The sequence below is a fragment of the Modestobacter sp. NPDC049651 genome (assembly GCF_040659695.1).
Lineage (GTDB): Bacteria > Actinomycetota > Actinomycetes > Mycobacteriales > Geodermatophilaceae > Modestobacter.
The window spans coordinates 1-18,114 of sequence record NZ_JBFAOG010000024.1 but is presented as its reverse complement, the minus strand read 5'-3'; the positions used below and the strand labels follow the sequence as shown (position 1 = coordinate 18,114).

Annotated in this window: 19 protein-coding genes; 7 read left to right on the top strand and 12 right to left on the bottom strand. The window is 75.6% G+C overall.

Going from position 1 to position 18,114, the window contains the following annotated elements:
* Nucleotides 1–35: 35 nt before the first annotated feature.
* Genes AB0J00_RS21105 through AB0J00_RS21095 form a run of 3 tightly spaced genes read right to left on the bottom strand, consistent with a single transcriptional unit; the run spans nucleotide 36 to nucleotide 3,475 of the window.
* Nucleotides 36–1,067, bottom strand: a complete 1,032-nt coding sequence (locus AB0J00_RS21105; RefSeq protein WP_357748825.1) for a GntG family PLP-dependent aldolase — start codon at nucleotides 1,065–1,067, stop codon at nucleotides 36–38.
* Nucleotides 1,060–2,397, bottom strand: a complete 1,338-nt coding sequence (locus AB0J00_RS21100; protein ID WP_357748823.1) for a class II 3-deoxy-7-phosphoheptulonate synthase — start codon at nucleotides 2,395–2,397, stop codon at nucleotides 1,060–1,062. Before AB0J00_RS21100 ends, AB0J00_RS21105 begins: the two co-directional genes overlap by 8 nt.
* Nucleotides 2,398–2,446: 49 nt before the next feature.
* A complete protein-coding gene (locus AB0J00_RS21095; RefSeq protein ID WP_357748820.1) occupies nucleotides 2,447–3,475 on the bottom strand; it encodes an ATP-dependent 6-phosphofructokinase in 1,029 nt (342 codons plus the stop codon).
* Between the two features lie 248 nt (nucleotides 3,476–3,723).
* On the opposite strand from AB0J00_RS21095, the gene AB0J00_RS21090 reads away from it, so the two are divergent.
* Nucleotides 3,724–5,868 carry a methyl-accepting chemotaxis protein gene (locus AB0J00_RS21090; protein ID WP_357748818.1) on the top strand — a complete coding sequence of 715 codons (2,145 nt, stop codon included), beginning with the start codon at nucleotides 3,724–3,726 and terminating at the stop codon, nucleotides 5,866–5,868.
* 44 nt (nucleotides 5,869–5,912) lie between these two features.
* Here AB0J00_RS21090 and AB0J00_RS21085 read toward each other — a convergent pair whose 3' ends face one another.
* Complete coding sequence (locus AB0J00_RS21085; protein ID WP_357748815.1) at nucleotides 5,913–6,395, bottom strand: polyadenylate-specific 3'-exoribonuclease AS; 483 nt, start codon at nucleotides 6,393–6,395, stop codon at nucleotides 5,913–5,915.
* A complete protein-coding gene (locus AB0J00_RS21080; protein WP_357748812.1) occupies nucleotides 6,392–6,865 on the bottom strand; it encodes a RidA family protein in 474 nt (157 codons plus the stop codon). The genes AB0J00_RS21085 and AB0J00_RS21080 overlap by 4 nt, the downstream gene beginning before the upstream one ends.
* Before the next feature lie 88 nt (nucleotides 6,866–6,953).
* Between AB0J00_RS21080 and AB0J00_RS21075 the strand changes: the two genes are divergently transcribed.
* The 3 genes from AB0J00_RS21075 to AB0J00_RS21065 are packed head-to-tail and all read left to right on the top strand — an operon-like array spanning nucleotide 6,954 to nucleotide 9,254.
* Nucleotides 6,954–7,418 carry an NUDIX domain-containing protein gene (locus tag AB0J00_RS21075; RefSeq protein WP_357748809.1) on the top strand — a complete coding sequence of 155 codons (465 nt, stop codon included), beginning with the start codon at nucleotides 6,954–6,956 and terminating at the stop codon, nucleotides 7,416–7,418.
* A 46-nt stretch (nucleotides 7,419–7,464) separates the two neighbouring features.
* Nucleotides 7,465–8,052, top strand: a complete 588-nt coding sequence (locus AB0J00_RS21070) for a TetR family transcriptional regulator (protein ID WP_357748807.1) — start codon at nucleotides 7,465–7,467, stop codon at nucleotides 8,050–8,052.
* Nucleotides 8,049–9,254, top strand: coding sequence for an MFS transporter (locus AB0J00_RS21065; RefSeq protein WP_357748804.1), 1,206 nt, complete (start codon nucleotides 8,049–8,051; stop codon nucleotides 9,252–9,254). The genes AB0J00_RS21070 and AB0J00_RS21065 overlap by 4 nt, the downstream gene beginning before the upstream one ends.
* Before the next feature lie 13 nt (nucleotides 9,255–9,267).
* Here AB0J00_RS21065 and AB0J00_RS21060 read toward each other — a convergent pair whose 3' ends face one another.
* Nucleotides 9,268–9,846 (bottom strand): helix-turn-helix domain-containing protein, encoded by a 579-nt coding sequence (locus AB0J00_RS21060; protein WP_357748801.1) that lies wholly within the window; start codon nucleotides 9,844–9,846, stop codon nucleotides 9,268–9,270.
* A gap of 83 nt (nucleotides 9,847–9,929) precedes the next feature.
* On the opposite strand from AB0J00_RS21060, the gene AB0J00_RS21055 reads away from it, so the two are divergent.
* On the top strand, nucleotides 9,930–10,811 hold the full coding sequence (locus AB0J00_RS21055; RefSeq protein ID WP_357748798.1) for an SDR family oxidoreductase: 882 nt from the start codon (nucleotides 9,930–9,932) through the stop codon (nucleotides 10,809–10,811).
* Here AB0J00_RS21055 and AB0J00_RS21050 read toward each other — a convergent pair.
* The gene (locus tag AB0J00_RS21050; protein WP_357748795.1) at nucleotides 10,798–11,310 is read right to left on the bottom strand and encodes a GNAT family N-acetyltransferase; all 513 of its coding nucleotides are present in this window, start codon (nucleotides 11,308–11,310) and stop codon (nucleotides 10,798–10,800) included. The genes AB0J00_RS21055 and AB0J00_RS21050 overlap by 14 nt on opposite strands.
* 14 nt (nucleotides 11,311–11,324) lie before the next feature.
* Nucleotides 11,325–12,107, bottom strand: a complete 783-nt coding sequence (locus tag AB0J00_RS21045) for a lysophospholipid acyltransferase family protein (RefSeq protein ID WP_357748792.1) — start codon at nucleotides 12,105–12,107, stop codon at nucleotides 11,325–11,327.
* A 199-nt stretch (nucleotides 12,108–12,306) separates the two neighbouring features.
* Here AB0J00_RS21045 and AB0J00_RS21040 point away from each other — a divergent pair, with 199 nt between their 5' ends.
* The gene (locus tag AB0J00_RS21040; protein WP_357748789.1) at nucleotides 12,307–13,053 is read left to right on the top strand and encodes a hypothetical protein; all 747 of its coding nucleotides are present in this window, start codon (nucleotides 12,307–12,309) and stop codon (nucleotides 13,051–13,053) included.
* Between the two features lie 43 nt (nucleotides 13,054–13,096).
* Here the strand turns inward: AB0J00_RS21040 and AB0J00_RS21035 are convergent, their stop codons facing one another.
* The 4 genes from AB0J00_RS21035 to AB0J00_RS21020 are packed head-to-tail and all read right to left on the bottom strand — an operon-like array spanning nucleotide 13,097 to nucleotide 16,021.
* Complete coding sequence (locus AB0J00_RS21035) at nucleotides 13,097–14,104, bottom strand: ROK family protein (protein WP_357748788.1); 1,008 nt, start codon at nucleotides 14,102–14,104, stop codon at nucleotides 13,097–13,099.
* Nucleotides 14,101–14,451, bottom strand: a complete 351-nt coding sequence (locus AB0J00_RS21030; RefSeq protein ID WP_357748786.1) for a hypothetical protein — start codon at nucleotides 14,449–14,451, stop codon at nucleotides 14,101–14,103. The genes AB0J00_RS21035 and AB0J00_RS21030 overlap by 4 nt, the downstream gene beginning before the upstream one ends.
* The gene (locus AB0J00_RS21025) at nucleotides 14,448–15,572 is read right to left on the bottom strand and encodes an ArsA-related P-loop ATPase (protein WP_357748783.1); all 1,125 of its coding nucleotides are present in this window, start codon (nucleotides 15,570–15,572) and stop codon (nucleotides 14,448–14,450) included. Before AB0J00_RS21025 ends, AB0J00_RS21030 begins: the two co-directional genes overlap by 4 nt.
* Before the next feature lie 17 nt (nucleotides 15,573–15,589).
* Nucleotides 15,590–16,021, bottom strand: coding sequence for an SRPBCC family protein (locus tag AB0J00_RS21020; protein ID WP_357748780.1), 432 nt, complete (start codon nucleotides 16,019–16,021; stop codon nucleotides 15,590–15,592).
* 178 nt (nucleotides 16,022–16,199) lie between these two features.
* Here AB0J00_RS21020 and AB0J00_RS21015 point away from each other — a divergent pair, with 178 nt between their 5' ends.
* Complete coding sequence (locus tag AB0J00_RS21015) at nucleotides 16,200–17,993, top strand: long-chain fatty acid--CoA ligase (protein ID WP_357748777.1); 1,794 nt, start codon at nucleotides 16,200–16,202, stop codon at nucleotides 17,991–17,993.
* The last annotated feature ends 121 nt before the right edge of the window (nucleotides 17,994–18,114 follow it).

The following is an 18,114-nucleotide window of genomic DNA, read 5'->3' as shown; positions in this document are numbered from 1 at the left end:
GTCCTGCTTCCGGCGCCGGAAGTGGGTGGTGGGGCTCAGACCAGGCTGCTGAGCACCTTCGCGGCGTGCTCGACGCCGGCGCGGTCGACGTCCAGGTGGGTGACCAGCCGGATCCGCCGGGAGCTCACGTGCCCGACGAAGACGCCCTGCGCCTCGGCCTGCGGGATGACCGCGTCGGCGTCGACGTCGTCCAGCACGACCATGTTGGTGTGCACGGTCGCCGGGTCGACGCCCAGGCGCTCGGCGAGGAAGCGGGCGTTCTCGTGGTCCTCGGCCAGCCGCTCGACGTGGTGGTCCAGCGCGTGCAGCCCGGCCGCGGCCAGGACGCCGACCTGCCGCATGCCGCCGCCGAGCCGCTTGCGCCACAGCCGGCCCTGCGCGATCCGCTCGGCCGAGGCGACGAGCACCGAGCCCACCGGCGCGCCCAGGCCCTTGGACAGGCAGACCGACGCGGTGTCGGCGAGCCGGCCGTACGTCTCCAGGGGGACGCCGCTGGCCACGTGCGCGTTCCAGATGCGGGCGCCGTCCAGGTGGACGGCCACGTCGTTGTCCCGCGACCAGGCGAACAGCTGCTGCAGCTGGTCGAGCGGCTGGACCAGCCCGCCGCCGCGGTTGTGCGTGTTCTCCACCGCGATCGCGGCGGTGGCGGTCAGGTGCCAGTCGTCCTTGGGCCGCACCTGGGCGATGAGCTGCTCGGCGGACACCTGCCCGGCGTCGCCGAACCCGCCGCCCCCGGTGCCGGAGACGACGGTGCGGCTGGAGATCCCGAACAGCGCGGCCGCGGCACCCATCTCGTAGGTGAACACGTGCGCGTCGGCGTCCCCGAGCACCTCCTGGCCGGGCTCGCAGACCAGCCGCAGGGCGATCTGGTTGCCCATCGTCCCGGACGGGACGAACAGCGCGGCCTCGTGGCCGAACAGCACCGCGACGCGCTCCTCGAGCGCGGTGACGGTGGGGTCCTCGCGGTAGACGTCGTCGCCGACCTCGGCCTCGGCCATGGCCCGGCGCATGGCCGCGGTCGGGCGGGTCAGCGTGTCCGAGCGCAGGTCCACCCGGCCGTCAGCCACGGAGCATCTCCGTCACGAGGAAGGCGAGCTCCAGCGACTGGCCGGTGTTCAGCCGGGGGTCGCAGGCGGTCTCGTAGCGGCTGTTGAGGTCCTCGTCGCTGATCTCCATCGCGCCGCCGAGGCACTCGGTGACGTCCTCACCGGTGAGCTCGACGTGGATGCCGCCGGGCCAGGTGCCCAGCGCGCGGTGCACGTCGAAGAAGCCGAGCACCTCGTCGACCACCCGGTCGAAGTGCCGGGTCTTGTACCCGGTGGAGGACTCGTGGGTGTTGCCGTGCATCGGGTCGCACTGCCACACGACCTGGTGGCCGCTGGCGGTCACCTTCTCCACGATGCCGGGCAGGACGTCGCGGATCTTCCCGTTGCCCATCCGGCTGATCAGCGTGAGCCGGCCGGGCTCGCCCTCGGGGTCCAGCCGCTCGACGAGCTCCACGGCCTGCTCGGGCGTGGTGGTCGGGCCGATCTTCACGCCGATCGGGTTGGCGAGCTTCGAGGCGAACTCGATGTGCGCGCCGTCCATCTGCCGGGTGCGCTCCCCCACCCACACGAAGTGCGCGGAGAGCGCGTACGGCCGGCCCTGGTGCACCCGCAGCAGCGCCCGCTCGTAGTCCAGGATCAGCGCCTCGTGGCTGGAGTACAGCTCGACCTCGCGCAGCGCGGAGTGGTCGATCCCGCAGGCCCGCATGAACGCCAGCGCCCGGTCGATCTCCCGGGCGATGACCTCGTACCGGACGCCGGCCGGCGACGTGGCGACGAAGTCCTTGTTCCAGTCGTGCACCGCGTGCAGGTCGGCGATGCCGCCGCGGGCGTACGCCCGGATCATGTTCATCGCCGCGGCCGAGTTCGCGTACGCGCGCACCAGCCGGTTCGGGTCGGGGATCCGGTCCTCGAGCACCGGGTCGAGGCTGTTCACCATGTCGCCGCGGTAGGAGGGCAGGCCCAGGGCGTCGGTGTTGGAGCTGCGCGGCTTGGCGTACTGCCCGGCCACCCGGCCGACCTTGACCACCGGGACGCTCGCCCCGTAGGTGAGCACCACGGCCATCTGCAGCAGCGTGCGGGTGGTCGCCTGCAGGTGCGGCTCGGTGTTCAGGTCGAAGGTCTCGGCGCAGTCGCCGCCCTGGAGCAGGAAGGCCTTGCCCTGGGCGACGTCGGCCAGCTGCGACCGCAGCGCGTCGACCTCGGCCGGCGCGACGATCGGCGGGACGGACGACAGCGTCGACAGCACGGCGTCCAGGGCACCCCGGTCGGGCCAGTCGGGCTGCTGGGCGGCGGGCAGCTCCCGCCAGCGGTCCAGGTCCGGGACCAGGTCAGCGGGCTCAGGCAGGCTCACGACGTCGAGGGTACGGCGGGCCACCGGCGGCCCGGCCCGCCGGTTCCGGTCAGCCGAAGAGCACCTCCAGCTCGGCGTACCGCTCCGCGGGCACCAGCTTGAGCTCGGCGGTGGCCGCGGCGATCGGCACCCGGTCGATGGCGGTGCCGTGCAGCGCCACCATCACGCCGTCCGCGCCGTCGTGCAGCGCGTCGACGGCGGCCAGCCCCAGCCGCGTGGCCAGCACCCGGTCGAACGGCGTCGGCGTGCCGCCGCGCTGCAGGTGCCCGAGGACGACCGCCCGCGCCTCCCGCCCGGTCCGCTCCTCCAGCACCGCCGCCAGCGCCGGGCCGATCCCGCCGAGCCGCACGTGCCCGAACGCGTCGGTCTCCCCCGACGCCGTGGTCAGCTCGCCGCTGGCCGGCCGGGCGCCCTCGGAGACGACGACGACCGGCGCCCGCCCCGCCGCGAACCGGTGCTCGCAGTGCGCGACCACCGCGTCGACGTCGAAGGGCCGCTCGGGCACCAGCACGACCGTGGCCCCGCCGGCCATCCCGGCCTGCACCGCGATCCACCCGGCATGCCGGCCCATCACCTCGACCACCAGCGTGCGGTGGTGGCTGTCGCCGGTGTCGTGCAGCCGGTCGATCGCCTCGGTGGCCACCCCCACCGCGGTGTCGAACCCGAACGTGTAGTCGGTGGCGTCCAGGTCGTTGTCGATCGTCTTGGGCACCCCGACCACCCGGGCCGGCAGCTGCCCGGCGAGCCGGCCCGCCACGCCCAGGGTGTCCTCGCCGCCGATGACCACCAGGCCCTCGACGCCGAGCTGCGCCAGCGTCGCGCGCACCCGGGCCGGGCCGTCGTCGGTGGCGTGCGGGTTCGTGCGCGAGGCGCCCAGCACCGTTCCGCCGCGGTCCAGCAGCCCGTCGACGGCGGCGACGGTCAGCGGCACCGTGTCGCCGTCCAGCACCCCCCGCCAGCCGTCGCGGAAGCCGACCACCTCGTCGCCGTGCACGGTGACGCCCTTGCGCACGACCGCGCGGATCACCGCGTTGAGGCCGGGGCAGTCGCCCCCGCCGGTGAGGATGCCGACGCGCATGAGCGCCTCCGGGGTGCCGGGCTCCGCTGGGTGGCGGTCATGCTGCCGCAGCGGGCCCGGGGATGGGCGGCCTCGCGGCCTGCGACCGGACCTCCAGCCGAGCCGGGTGTCGGTCCGGCAACGGCGGGGCGTCAGCCGACCCGTCCGTCCCAGCCGCCCCGGTCGCCCCGCCCGTGCGGTCCGCCGCAGGCGGCGCCCTGCCGATGGACAGGTCGGAGCGGGGCATCCCGCTCGGGGGAACGTGGGAAGTGGGCACGCACATCGTGCATGGGGGCAACGTGCGCTGGGGCATCCGGACGAAGGTGGTGGCGCTGGCCGCGGCGTGCGCCGCGGTCACCGGTGCGGCGACCGTGGGGGTGAGCCAGTGGCGCAGCGGTCAGTTCGCCGACGACGCGGCCACCGACGTCGCCGCGCTGGTCAAGGACAGCATCGAGCGCACCGCTGACGGCGTCTACGACGTCGTGTCCACCCAGGGCGAGTCGACCGCCGCGACCGTCGACGACGACCTGGCCGTGGCGAACTACGTGCTCGCCCAGTCCGGCGGGGTGAGCCTGGGCCCGGCGAGGACCACCGTCGCGTGGGACGCGAAGAACCAGGTCACCGACGAGGTCACCCCCGTGACGCTGCCCCGCGTCCAGGTCGGTGGCCAGTGGCTGGGCAAGAACACCGACGTCAACACCCCCACGCCCGTCGTCGACCAGGTCCGCGACCTGGTCGGGGGCACCGCGACGGTGTTCCAGCGGATGAACCCCGCCGGCGACATGCTCCGCGTGGCCACCAACGTGGTCGGCGCGACCGGTTCCCGCGCCATCGGCACCTACATCCCGGCCGTCGGCGCCGACGGGAAGCCCAACGCGGTCATCAGCTCGGTGCTGCAGGGGCAGGTCTACAAGGGGACGGCGATGGTCGTCGACTCCTGGTACGTCACCGACTACCAGCCGCTGTTCGACGGCGGCGGCAACGTCATCGGGATGATCTACGTCGGCGTGAAGCAGGAGAACCTGCCCGCCCTGCGCGAGAGCCTGCAGAACACCACGGTCGGCGAGCACGGCACGGTGACCGTCTTCGGCGGCGCGGGCACCCGCGCCGGCACCGTGCTGGTCAGCGAGGACGCCGCGACCGACGGCAAGAACATGCTCAAGAGCAAGGACGCCGACGGCGCCGGCTACGTGAAGAAGATCGTGGACGAGGCGGTCGGGCTGGACGCCGGCGAGCAGGCCACCGTGCGCTACCGCGACGCCGACACCGGGTCGCACACCGTGCAGGTCGCCTACTACCAGCCGTGGGACTGGGTCATCGCCGTCGACGCCCGGGACAGCGACTTCTCCGCGCCGCTGGACCGCCTCGCCGGGGGCCGCAGCTCGATGCTCACCGCGCTGGTCGTCGCCGCGGTGCTGATCTCGCTGGCCGGTGCCGCCGTCGCCTGGTGGTTCGGGGTGCGGCTGACCGCCCCGCTGCACGCGCTGCGCCAGCGGATGGTGGAGATCAGCGAGGGCGAGGGCGACCTCACCCAGCGGGTCGACGACTCCGCGGACGACGAGGTCGGCGAGCTGGCCGGCGCGTTCAACCGGTTCGTCGACAAGGTCGCGGGCACCATCCGGGACATCGGCTCGTGCGCCGCGTCGCTGGCGAGCTCGGCCTCCGGGGTCGCCCAGGTCGCCGACGGGCTCAGCAGCCGGGCCACCCGCAGCCGCGACCAGGCCAAGCACGCCCACCAGGCCGCCGCGGACATCAGCTCCGGGGTGTCGTCGGCCGCCGCCGGCGCCGAGCAGATGGGCGCGGCCATCCGGGAGATCGCCCGCAGCGCCAGCGACGCCTCGCACGTCGGCGCCGGTGCGGTGGAGCTGGCCGGCAGCACCGAGGCGGCGATCGCCGCGCTGGGCGAGAGCTCCGCGCAGATCAACGAGACGGTGAAGGTCATCACCGCGGTCGCCGAGCAGACCAACCTGCTGGCGCTCAACGCGACCATCGAGGCGGCGAGGGCCGGGGAGGCCGGCAAGGGCTTCGCGGTCGTCGCCACGGAGGTCAAGGAGCTGGCGCAGGAGGCGTCCCGGGCCAGCGAGGAGATCCACCAGCGGGTGCAGTCGATCCAGGCCGACACCAGCGCCGCGGTCGCCTCGATCAGCCGGATCGTCGGCGTCATCCGGGAGATGAACGACCACCAGACGACGATCGCCAGCGCGGTCGAGGAGCAGACGGCGGTCACCAACGAGCTGTCCCGCAGCGTCGTCTCGGTGGCCGACGGCGCCCAGTCGGTGACCGGCACGATGACCGAGGTCAGCACGGACGCCGAGCAGACCGCGGCCGACGTGGACACCGCCCGGGCCGCGGCGAGGGAGCTCGACCAGCTCTCCGGCGAGCTCACCCGGCTGATCAACGCCTTCACCGTCTGAGGTGGAGTCCCAGCGCAGCGGAGAGCGGTGCGCTGGGACTCCACTCAGGCGTTCATGGCGTGCCAGCGGGTGAGGTTGTAGCGGGCGTCGACCAGGGCGTCGTGCACGCCGTTCGGCTTGGCCGGCAGCGGCGGCTGACCGAGGTCGTCCCACCGCTGGCGCAGCTCCCGGGTGAACCGCGGGATCGGCCGGGGCAGCGCGCGCATGTCGCCCCACAGCTGGCACAGCGCCACGTGGTCGTAGGCGCCGATCCAGGCCCACAGCTCGATCTCCTCACCGGGCGAGGTGAGGAACGACAGCAGGTCCTCGCGGATCCGGCTGCGCGACCGCCAGGCCCTGTCCGCCGGGGGCGGCAGCTGCTCGAGCACGTTGCGCCGGACCCACGGGATGGCCCGGTCGGGGTCGAACTCGGTGCTCACGGCGTAGAACTCGCGACCGGTCTCGTCGACGACGCCGATCGACACCAGGTCGATGGTGGTCCCGTCCTCGATGAACTCGGTGTCGTAGAAGAAGCGCCGCACGGTCACCCGGCCACGGTAGAGGTGGCCCCCGGCGGCGGGTCGTCGGTGATCTCGTCCGGCGGCGGTCCCGGCTCGCGCCACTCCTCCAGCACGGCCAGCGCCTCGACCTCCACCAGCTGGTCGGGGTGGCCGAGCACGGTGACCCCGACCAGGGTGCTCGGCGGCTCGTGGTCACCGAACGCCGCGGCGACGGCCTTCCAGGCGGACTCGAGGTCGGCCCGGTCGGTGGTGGCCACGTAGACCGTCGTCTTCACCACGGCCGGCAGGCCCGCGCCGGTGGCCTCCAGCGCGGCGGCGAGGTTGGCCATCACCTGGCGGGCCTGCCCGGCGACGTCGCCGACCGCGACGGTGGCGCCGTCGGCGTCCAGCGGAGCGGCGCCCGCCGAGACGACCAGCCGGCCGGGATCGGCCACCGCGGCGTGCGCGTACGGGGCGGGAGCGAGGTCGGGCGGCCGGACGAAGTGGACGCTGGGCACCCGCCGATCATGGCGGCGGGTGCGCCCGCCCGCACGTCAGCCGGCCGATCGTGGTCAGCCGTCCGACCGCGCTGCCTAGGCTGCGGGCGTGCCGGTCCCCGAGTTCATCCGCAGCCTCCGCGAGCGCATCGGGCACGACCTGCTGTGGCTGCCCGGCGTCACCGGGGTGGTGTTCGACGACGTCGGCCGGGTGCTGCTGGGGCGGCGTGCGGACACCGGCGAGTGGGCGCTGCCCAGCGGCATCCCGGAGCCCGGCGAGCAGATGGCGGAGGCGCTGGCCCGCGAGGTCGCCGAGGAGACCGGCGTCGAGGTGGTCGTCGAGCGGCTGCTCGGGCTGTGGACCCACGACCCGCTGACCTACCCGAACGGCGACGTCTGCCAGTTCGTCGACCACGCCTTCGCCTGCCGGGCGACCGGCGGGCGGGCGCACGTCGCCGACGACGAGTCGCTGGACGTCGGCTGGTTCGCCCTCGCCGACCTGCCCCCGCTTCGCGGGTCCCAGCGCGAGCTCGTGGCGCTGGCCCTGCGCCCGGACACGCCACCCGTCTTCTGAGCAGCGTTGTGTACAGCCGTACACATCGTTGTGTACGGTCGTCCGCGTGGCAAAGCAGGCAGCGGTGCGCAGCCCGCGGCGGCACGACCCCGACCGGGCCGACCGCATCGTCGACGTCGCCCTGGACGTCATCGCCGAGCACGGGGTGGCCGGGGCGACCTCCCGGGTGATCGCGGCCGCGGCCGACGTCCCGCTCGGCTCGCTGACCTACCACTTCCGCGGCCTCGACGACCTGCGCGAGCAGGCCTTCCGCCGGCACGCCGAGCGGATGGCGGCCGTCTACGAGGCGCACTTCGCCCGGGTGCACGACCACGACGACCTCGTCGAGGCGGTCACCGACCTCATCCACGGCGAGGCCGGCGCCGACGACCGCGACTGGGCCATCGCCTACGAGCTCTACCTCGCCGCGCTGCGCGACCCCGCGCTGCGCGAGGTCACCGAGTCGTGGATGCGCCGCAGCCGGTCCGTGCTCGAGCGGCACACCGACCCGCTCACCGCCCGCGGCGCCGACGCCCTGGTCGAGGGGCTGGTCATGCACCTGGTCCTGTCGACCGGCGCCATGCCGCGCGCCGACGTCCGCACCATCGTGGCCCGTGTCCTCGGGCCCGCACCCCAGTCAGGAGCACCGCAGTGACCCGCGCCGACGAGACCGTCTCGGCACCCGGCACCCGGGGGCGCGCCGCCACCCGGGCCACCTACCTCGCCTTCGCCGGCGCGGGGTTCGCCTTCGCCAGCTGGGCCTCGCGCATCCCGCAGGTGCGCGACGAGCTCGAGCTCACCCCCGCGCGCCTCGGCCTGGCGCTGCTCGCGATCGCGGCCGGCTCGGTCGTCTCGCTGCCGCTGGCCGGCCCGCTCATCCACCGGATCGGCTCGCGGCGCGCGGTCACCGCGATGGTGTTCCTGCTGGCCGCCGCGCTGGTGGCGGTCGGGGTGGGGCACTCCGCCGGCATCTGGGCGCTGGCGGTCGCGCTGTTCGTCATGGGCTTCGCCAACGGCGCCTGGGACGTCGGGATGAACGTGCAGGGCGCCGTCGTCGAGCGGCTGATCGACCGGCCGATCATGGCCCGCTTCCACGCCGGCTACAGCATCGGCACCGTCGCAGGCGCCCTGGTGGGCGCGGCGATGGTCGCGCTCGACGTGCCGGTGGCCGCGCACCTGGTCGCGGTCGCCGTGGTCATCGTCGCCGTGGTGCCGGCGGGCGTCCGGGCGTTCGTGCCGGACGTCGACGAGGCGTCGGCACCGACCGGCGAGCGGCACAGCGCGCTGGCCGCCTGGCGCGAGCCGCGGACGCTGCTGGTGGGCGTGTTCGTGCTCGCCTTCGCGTTCGCCGAGGGCACCGCGAACGACTGGACCAGCGTCGCGCTCATCGACGGCTACGGCGTCTCCGAGGCGGTCGGCACGCTGGGCTTCGCGGTGTTCCTGGCGGCGATGACCGGGGTGCGCTGGATCGGCCCGGGGCTGCTGGACCGGTACGGCCGGGTGGCCGTCGTCCGGGCGACCGCGGTGGCGGCCGTCGTCGGCCTGGTGCTGTTCGTGTTCGGCGGCTCGGCGCCGGTCGCGTTCCTCGGGGCGCTGCTGTGGGGCGCGGGTGCCTCGCTGGGCTTCCCCGTGGGCATGAGCGCGGCGGCCGACGACCCGGTGCGCGCGGCGTCGCGGGTCAGCGTGGTCGCCTCGATCGGCTACTGCGCATTCCTCGCCGGCCCCCCGCTCATCGGCTTCCTCGGCCAGCACTCGTCGGTGCTGCACGGGCTCACCGTGGTCGCGGTGCTGATGGCGGTGGCGACGCTGATCGCCGGCACGCTGCGGCCCCCGGCCGAGGTCGACGGACCCGGCTGACCCGGCCGCCGGCTCAGCCGAGCGCGGCGCTCGCCGCCCGCAGCTCGTCCAGCGCCGTCGCCACGTAGGGGGCCAGCTCCCCCGCGTTCTCCCGCTCGGCCTCGGTCCAGGCGGCGTAGCCCCGCTTGAACGCGAGCAGGCCCAGCTCCGCCGCCAGGTGCGCCGGGACGTCCGGGACGCCCCGGGCGACCAGCGCCCCGGTCATCGCCGCCGCCAGCCCGACGCTCTTCAGCGCGTCCCGCTCCTGCAGCTCGGTGCTGGCGGCGACCGCGGCGCGCAGCCGCGGGCCGAGCTCCCGGTTCAGCGGTCCCATCGCGCCGGCCGCCCGCTCCAGTCCGGCCGCGACCGCCGCCAGCGGGGTCGCGTCGCCCGGCGCCTCGGCGATGCCCTCGGCGAGCAGCCGGCCGAGCACCTCCTGGCCCGCCACCAGCAGCTCCCGCTTGTCCGGGAAGTGGCGGAAGAACGTGCTCCTGGTCAGCCCGGCCCGCTCGGCGATCTGCGCGACCGTCGTCGCGTCGTACCCCTGCTCGACGAAGAGGTCGACGGCCGCCACGACCAGCCGGTCCCGCGCGCCGGGTTCCCATCGAGCCATGCCCCCATCGTAGTGACGGGACAACAGTCCCATCACCCTGCTAGCGTGATGGGACAAGAGTCTCATCACTGTGGGGGAACACCATGCGCGTCTTCATCACCGGCGGCACCGGGCTCGTCGGCTCGCCCGTCGTCGCCGAGCTCACCGGCCACGGGCACAGCGTCGTCGGCCTCGCCCGCTCCGACTCCTCCGCGGCGGCGCTCGAAGCGGTCGGTGCCACCGCACTCCGCGGCGACCTCGCCGACCTCGCTGCGCTCCGCGCGGGCGCCGAGCAGGCCGACGGCGTCGTCCACCTGGCCTTCGGCAACGACTTCAGCGGCCCCGAGGCGCTGGCGGCCAACGTCGCCGAGGAGGGTGCCGCCCTGGCCGCGCTCGGCGAGGTCCTCGTCGAGAGCGACCGCCCGCTGGTCACCGTCTCGGGCACGCCGTGGATCCCGGGCCGGGCCTCGACCGAGTCCGACCCCCTCGCGACCGACGGGCCCGTCGGCGGCCGTGCCCGGTCGGTCGACGCGGTGCTCGCGCTGGCCTCCCGCGGGGTCCGCAGCGCGGCCGTCCGGCTGCCGCGCACGGTGCACGACCAGGGCGACGGCGGGTTCGCCGGGCTGCTCACCGGCATCGCGCGCCGCACCGGCGTCTCCGGTCACCCCGGCGACGGCAGCCAGCGCTGGCCCGCGGTGCACGCCCGCGACGCCGCCGTCCTCTTCCGGCTGGTCCTCGAGGGCGCGCCGGCCGGCACCGCCTGGCACGCCGTCGACGACGAGGGGGACGCCGTCCGGGACATCGCCGCCGTCATCGGCCGGCGGCTGGGCCTGCCGGTCCGGTCCGTGCCGGAGGAGACGTTCGGCCCGGTCGGCCCGATCTTCGCCCTGGACCAGCCGGCGTCGAGCGCGCACACCCGCGCCACGCTGGGCTGGCAGCCCCGGCACCCGCGCCTGCTGGCCGACCTGGAGCTCATCGAGCCGTGACCGGCGCGGCGGGCTGCGCCGCGCCGGTCAGCGGGTCCTTGGCGTAGGCCAGCTGCGGCCCGTCCCGGTGCGGGGGCAGCTCGCCGGGCAGCCGGCGCCAGCCCGCGGCCTCGTACAACCGGACGGCGGCGCGGTTGGCGGCCAGCACCTGCAGCGCGCCGCGCCGGTACCCGGCCCGCGCCAGCTCCTCCTCCAGCCGCCGCAGCACGCGACCGCCCAGCCCCGCGCCCCAGCGCTCGGGTGCGACGGCGACCAGGCTCAGCTCGGCGTCGTCCGCCGGCCCGCGCCGGGTGCCCACCCCGCAGGCCACCAGCTCGCCGCCCGACCAGCCCAGCAGCACGACCGCGCCGGGCCTGCCGAGGCGCCGGCGGACGGCGTCCAGCAGGTCGGGGCCCGGCCCGGCCGGCAGCGGCCGGCCGTCCCGGCGGGCGGTGGCCCGGGCCCACAGCCGGGCGACCGCCGGCGCCGCCTCCGGCCCGGCGAGCGCCCAGTCGGGCACCCCGCCGGGTTGCGTCAGCCCGCCAGCGACGACGGCAGCCGGTCGGCGGCCTCGGTGGGCGGTGGCTGCAGCCGGCCGATCACCTCGCCGGCGCTGGCGCCGGTGGTGTCCATCGACTTCTTCACCTTGGCGCCGTAGAGGTCGACGTACTGCTGACCCGACAGCTCCATGATCTCGTACATGATCTCGTCGGTGATCGACCGCTCGACGAACCGGTCACCGGCCAGGCCGTAGTAGCGGGAGAAGTCCAGCGGCTCCCCGAACCGGACGGACACGCGCACCAGGTTCTTGCTGATCCGCCGGCCCAGCGCACCGGGGACGGGCAGCCGGCGCGGCTCGTAGACCATCGCCACCGGCACCACCGGCACCTCGGTCTCCAGCGCCATCCGGGCGACCCCGGTCTTGCCCCGGAACAGCCGCCCGTCGGGCGAGCGCGTCCCCTCCGGGTAGATGCCCAGCACCCGGCCCGACCGGAGGATCCGGATGCCGGTGCGGATCGCGTCCTCGGCCGCCGAGGCGTTCGTGCGGTCGATCGGCACCTGACCGCTGCCGGCGAAGAACACCCGCTGGGCGAAGCCCTTCACGCCCGACCCGCGGAAGTACTCGGCCTTGGCCAGGAACGTCACCCGCCGCCGCAGCGACAGCGGCATGAACACCCAGTCCGACGCCGCCAGGTGGTTGCTGGCGAGGATCGCCGCACCGGACCGCGGCACGTGCTCGACACCGTGGACCTGCGGCCGGAAGACCAGCTTCACGATCGGCCCGACGGCCACGAACTTGAGGAACCAGTAGAACAACGCGCCTCCCTCAGGGGCTGTCAGACTAAGGAAGGGCTGCCGCACGCCACAATGCGGCGTCCGACCAGCCGCTCGCAACCGCCCGCCCCCGGAAGGTCCCCATGCCGCAGGCCACCTCGGGAACGCCCGCAGCCGCGCCCTCGCGCCCGGCCGGGTCCCGCCGCGCGGGCGTGCCCCGACCAGCCGTGCCGGTGCGCCGGTGACCGCCCCGCACCGCGGCCGCGGCCGCCGCGACAACGGCCTGCAGGCACCGCTGTGGGCACCGCTGCGCGACGTCGACCCGCGCGTGGGCGAGCACCTGCTGGACCTGCTCCGCGAGGAGGGCATCGCCGCCTACCTCGAGCCGGCGACCGACGTGCAGCCCTACACGCGCTCGGTGTACCTGCCCAGCCCGCCGTCGGACCGGTTGTTCGTCGACCGCTCCCGCCGCGCGGACGCCCGCCAGGTCGTCGACCGGCACGGCGACACCGCCGACCGGCCGGGTGAGTCCGGGACGACGGCGCCCGGGCCGGTCCCCCGGCCCGCCACCGACACCCCGAGCCGCCGCCCCATCGACGACGACCCGGAGTTCGCCGCGATCGTCGCCGCCTTCGAGGCCGACCACGGCGCCGTCCCGGCCGTGGCGGAGGAGCCGGCCCCGGTGGCCGAGCCCGCGCCGGCCCGGCCCGAGCCCGCCGTCCCGGAGTCGACGGTGCTCAACTCCCTCGAGGACCACTACGAGCCCCCGCCGCCTCCCCCGGTGCCGATGCTGGCCCCGGCGCGGCTCTACTCGCTGCTGCTGATCCTGGTGGGCGTGGTGCTCATCGCCGCCCCCACCCGGCTGGGCCTGTCGCTCGACGTCGGCCTGGTGCTCGGGGTCGCGGCGGTCGTCACCGGCGGCGCCGTCCTGGTGTCGAAGATGCGCGACCACTCGGTCGACGACGGCGACGACGGCGCGGTGGTCTAGCCGGGGTGCACCCGTCGCGGTGACCGCGACGGGTCCACCCCGCTCAGAGGTCGCCCTCGCAGACGGCGCGGCGCACCAGGTCCGCGGCGCCGACCAGCCCGGCCTGCGCCCCGCGCGCGGCGGCCACGATCGCCGGGCCGGGGCGGAACCCGCGCCCGGGCAGCGCCCGCTCCAGCCGCTGCCGGGCCGGCCCGAGCACCGTCTCGCCCAGCACGCTCACGCCGCCGCCGATCACCACGACCTCCGGGTCGAGCACCGCCGACAGGTCCGCGATCCCCTGCCCCAGCCAGGTACCGACCTCGGCCAGCAGCTCGGAGGCCAGCGGGTCGCCGTCCGCGGCCGCCCGGGCGACCACCTCACCGGTGATCTGCTCGAGGTCGCCGCCCACCCGGTCCAGCAGGGTCACCGCGGCCGCCGGTGAGCTCGCCGCGACCTCCCGGGCGGTGAACCCGAGCGCGTTGCCGCTGGCGTACTGCTCCCAGCAGCCGCGGTTGCCGCACGCGCAGAGCCGGCCGTCGGGCACCACGCGCATGTGGCCCCACTCGCCGGCCACACCGTGCGCGCCGCGCTGCAGCCGGCCGTCGATCACGATGCCGCCGCCGATGCCGGTGCCCAGCGTGATCATCAGCATCAGGGCGCTGCCCTGCCCGGCGCCGTAGCGGTACTCCGCCCACGCCGCGGCGTCCGCGTCGTTGCCCACCCACAGCGGGCGCTGCAGCCGGACGGCGAGGTCCTTGCGCAGCGCCTGGTTGCGCCACGCCAGGTGCGGGCTGAACAGCACGGTGTCACCGGTCCGGTCGAACCACCCGGCCGCGCCGATGCCGACGCCGACGATCGGGCCGCCGTGCCGCTCGGCCAGCTCGTCGACGACCGCGGCGATCGCGTCCTCGGTGGCCGACACCGACTTGCCCGGGGTCGCGCGGCGGGCGGTGTCCGAGATCGTGCCGTCCGGGGCGACGACGCCGCCGGCGACCTTCGTGCCGCCGATGTCGATGCCGATCGCCGGCAGCGAGGCGGCGTCCTCGGCGCAGTCGTAGGGAGCGGCGGTCACGCGACGTCGATCCGCTGGACGGGACTGGGGGCGGGGGCCTGCTGGCTCACGGTCTCCTCGGCAGGGACGGAGGTGTCGGGGGTCGGGTCCGGGTCGGCCGCGCTGCCGTCGGGAGTCGTTCGGGACGCCGAGGCGCGCAGCACCTCGGCGGTGGAGGAGAGCACGTCGGCCAGGCCCTCGAGCAGGGCGGGGCCGCGCTCCCGCCAGGTCGCCTGCGCCGCGCACAGCGGGCAGGACCGGGCGGCCGGGTCGTCGCTCGCGTGGTGGTGGGCGGTGCCCACGCCGTCGAGCAGGCCGACGACGAGGCGCCGTCCCTGCTCGACCCAGTCCGGCATCGGTGCGGTCATGCCCGGCTCCCCTCGGCGGCCAGCAGTCCGGCGGGCCACTGCGCGGGGTCCGGCGTGAACCGGACCTGCAGGGTGGCCGCGGCGGTGCCGGGTGCGGTCAGCGCCCCGCCGGCGACGGTGCACCGGCGCAGCAGCGGGTCCAGCGGCAGCGACCGGCGCATCCCGGCCGCGGTCACCACCAGGTCGTCCTGCCAGCGGGTCAGCTCGACCTCGCCGCGCCGCGCCCAGGGCAGCGGCAGGTCCAGCACCCAGCCGTCGCCGTCCCGGCGCGGGTCCGGCCGCGCGGCGACGGCCCCGGCGCCCGCGGGCACGGCGGCGTCCAGCTGCTCGAGGGCGGCGACGTCGGCCGGTGGTGCCGGCGCCTCGCGCACGGTGCGCACCGCGGCGGCGCGTTCCCGCACCCGCGCGAGGGCGTCGTCCTGCACCGCGGCCCGCGCCTCCCACCAGGTGCCGGCCCCCTCGGGCAGCAGCCGGGCGACGGTCACCGAGCTGACCGCGGAGCCGAGCAGCGCGAGCGCGGTCGTCGCCTCGGCGAGCACGTCGGCCGCGGTGGGCAGCGGCGGCAGCACGAGGTGGACGGCGGCCTCGGCCAGCGGGACGGCGTCCAGCAGCTCCTCGACCCCGGCGACCCCGCCGAGCAGGCCCGCGGCCACCCCGCCGCGCCCCGGCGTCGCCGCCGAGCGCAGCGTCGCGAGCACCCGCAGCCGGGTCGGCGCCACCTGACCGAGCCACCAGCGCAGCGCCGCCGGCAGCGCCAGCAGGCCGGTCGCGGCGGGCAGCGGGCCGGCGTCGACCACCAGCACGTCGGCCGCCCCGGCGCGGGCGTGCCCGGCCAGCGCGGCCAGCAGCGCGAACTCCCCCACCCCGGGCAGCGGCACCGCGGAGCTGGCCGGCGGCACGGTCAGCAGCGGGACGGCGCCGGTCAGCGCCTCGGCGTGCCGCGCCCAGAACCGCTCGAGCGCGGGCTGCGGGGTGACGACGTCGACGGTCACCGCGTCGGTCAGCCCCGCCGTCCGCGGCGGCCGGGTGGTCACCAGCACGCATCGGCGGCCGGCGGCGGTCAGCCGCAGCGCGGTGGCGGCCGCGACCGTGGAGCTGCCGGCCCCTCCGGGGCCGGTCACCAGGAGGATCTCCACGCTCAGCCCTCGACGCGCTTCTTGAGCTCCTTCAGCGCGGTGTCGAGGATGACCTTCTCCGCCTTGCGCTTGATGAGCCCGAGCATCGGGATCGACAGGTCGATGGTGATCGAGTACGTCACGGTCGTGCGGCCACCGGACTCCACCAGCGTGTAGGAGCCGTCCTGGCGCTTCTGCATCTGGCCCTGCACGAGGGTCCAGGTCACCTGGCGGTCGCCGTCCCAGGTGTAGTCCAGGACGTAGTCGTCCTTCACCGCGCCGGCGTCGAGCACGAAGTGCACCCGGCGGCCCCGGCCGTCCGGTCCGGTCTCCAGCACCTCGACCTGCTTGGCCGCCGTCACCCACTGCGGGTAGGCGGGGAAGTCGGCGATCACCGCCATGACGTCGGCCGCGGGCGCGTCGACGACGATCGACTGGGTGGACTGATCGGCCATGGCCGCAGGGTAGTCGGTCGGCCGCCGCGACCGGCCCGCGTCGGGGGGCGCGGGTGCCCCGTGCGGGTGGCGGCTGAGCTGCTGCCCGAAGATCGCCGGGGATAGATTGGGTGCTCGACCCCGAGCCCGGGGCGCAGGGCGACGTGGCCCGGGACCGGGCTGGGCAGAGAGGACCGGCGTGCGCGAGCTGAGCGTTCCCCCCACCGCGACGGTGGGCCCCGACGACGCCCTGACCGACATGGTGGCCCGCAACGCGGCCACCCACGCCGACGAGGTCGGCTTCCGGGTCCAGCGCGACGGTCGCTGGGTCGACGTCACCCACGGGGAGTTCGCCGCCCAGGTCGCCGGCGTCGCCAAGGGCCTGGTCGCGGCGGGCCTCGAGCCCGGCGACCGGGTCGGCCTGCTGGCCAAGACCCGCTACGAGTGGACGGTCCTGGACTACGCGATCTGGACCGCCGGCGGCGTCGTCGTCCCGGTCTACGAGACCTCCAGCCCCGACCAGATCAGCTGGATCCTGTCCGACTCCGGCGCGCGTGCGGTCGTGGTGGAGAGCGCCCGGCACGCCGCGGACGTCGAGTCGGTGCGCGCCGAGGCGCCCGACCTCGGGCCGCTGTGGGTCATCGACGACGGCGCGCTGGACCAGCTCACCGCGGCCGGCGCCGACGTCCCCGACACCGAGCTCGCCGCCCGCCGGGCGACGCTGCGCGCCGACAGCCTGGCCACGCTGATCTACACCAGCGGCACCACCGGCCGGCCAAAGGGCTGCGAGCTGACCCACGCGAACTTCCTGTTCGAGATCCGCAACGGCATCAGCCTGCTGGACAACTACCTGAACAGCAGCGGCTCGCTGCTGCTGTTCATCCCGCTGGCCCACGTGCTCGCCCGGGTGCTGCAGATCGGCGCGATCGACAACCGCGTGGTCATCGGGCACACCCCCGACACCCGCGACCTCGTCGGCGACCTCGGCCGGTTCAACCCGACGTTCCTGCTGGCCGTGCCCCGGGTGTTCGAGAAGGTCTACAACACCGCCAAGGCCAAGGCGGACGACGACGGCAAGGGCAGGATCTTCGACCGGGCCGCCCAGGTCGCCGTCGACTGGTCCAAGGCGCAGGACACCGGCGGCCCGGGACTGCTGCTGCGCGCCCAGCACGCGCTGTTCGACCGGCTGGTCTACGGCAAGCTGCGCGCCGCCACCGGCGGCCGCACCGTCGCCGCCATCTCCGGCGGCGCGCCGCTGGGCGAGCGGCTGGGCCACTTCTTCCGCGGCATCGGCATCACCGTCTTCGAGGGCTACGGCCTCACCGAGACCACCGCAGCCGCCGCGGTGAACCACGACTCGGCCATCCGGATCGGCACCGTCGGCCGGCCGCTGCCCGGCGTCGACGCCCGGATCGCCGAGGACGGCGAGGTGCTGCTGCGCGGCGGCGTCGTCATGCGCGGCTACTGGCGCAACGAGCAGGCCACCCGGGAGGCGATCGACGCCGACGGCTGGTTCCGCACCGGCGACATCGGCGAGCTCGACGACCAGGGCTTCCTGCGGATCACCGGGCGCAAGAAGGAGATCCTGGTGACCGCCGGCGGCAAGAACGTCGCCCCCGCCGTCCTCGAGGACCGGCTGCGCGCGCACAAGCTGATCAGCCAGTGCCTCGTCGTCGGCGACCAGCGGCCGTTCATCGGCGCGCTGATCACCCTGGACGTCGAGGCGCTGCCGGCCTGGCTCAAGAGCGTCGGCAAGGACCCCGGGCTCACCCCCGAGCAGCTGCGCGAGGACGCCGCGCTGCTCGGCGAGCTGGACACCGCGGTCGCCGAGGCGAACAAGGCGGTCTCGCACGCCGAGGCGATCAAGAAGTTCCGCGTGCTCGCGGTGGACTTCACCGAGGAGAACGGCACCCTCACCCCGAGCCTGAAGCTCAAGCGGGCCGTGGTGATGAAGGAGTTCGGCACCGAGGTCGAGGCGCTCTACGCGAAGTAGTCGGAGTGGGTGGGGGGGGGGGGGGGGCGCCGCGCCGCCCCCCCCCCCCCCCCCCCCCCCCCCCCCCCGGCGGCGGGCGGCGAGGGGGCGCACCGCCCCCGCGCGCCCGCCCCACGCGCCC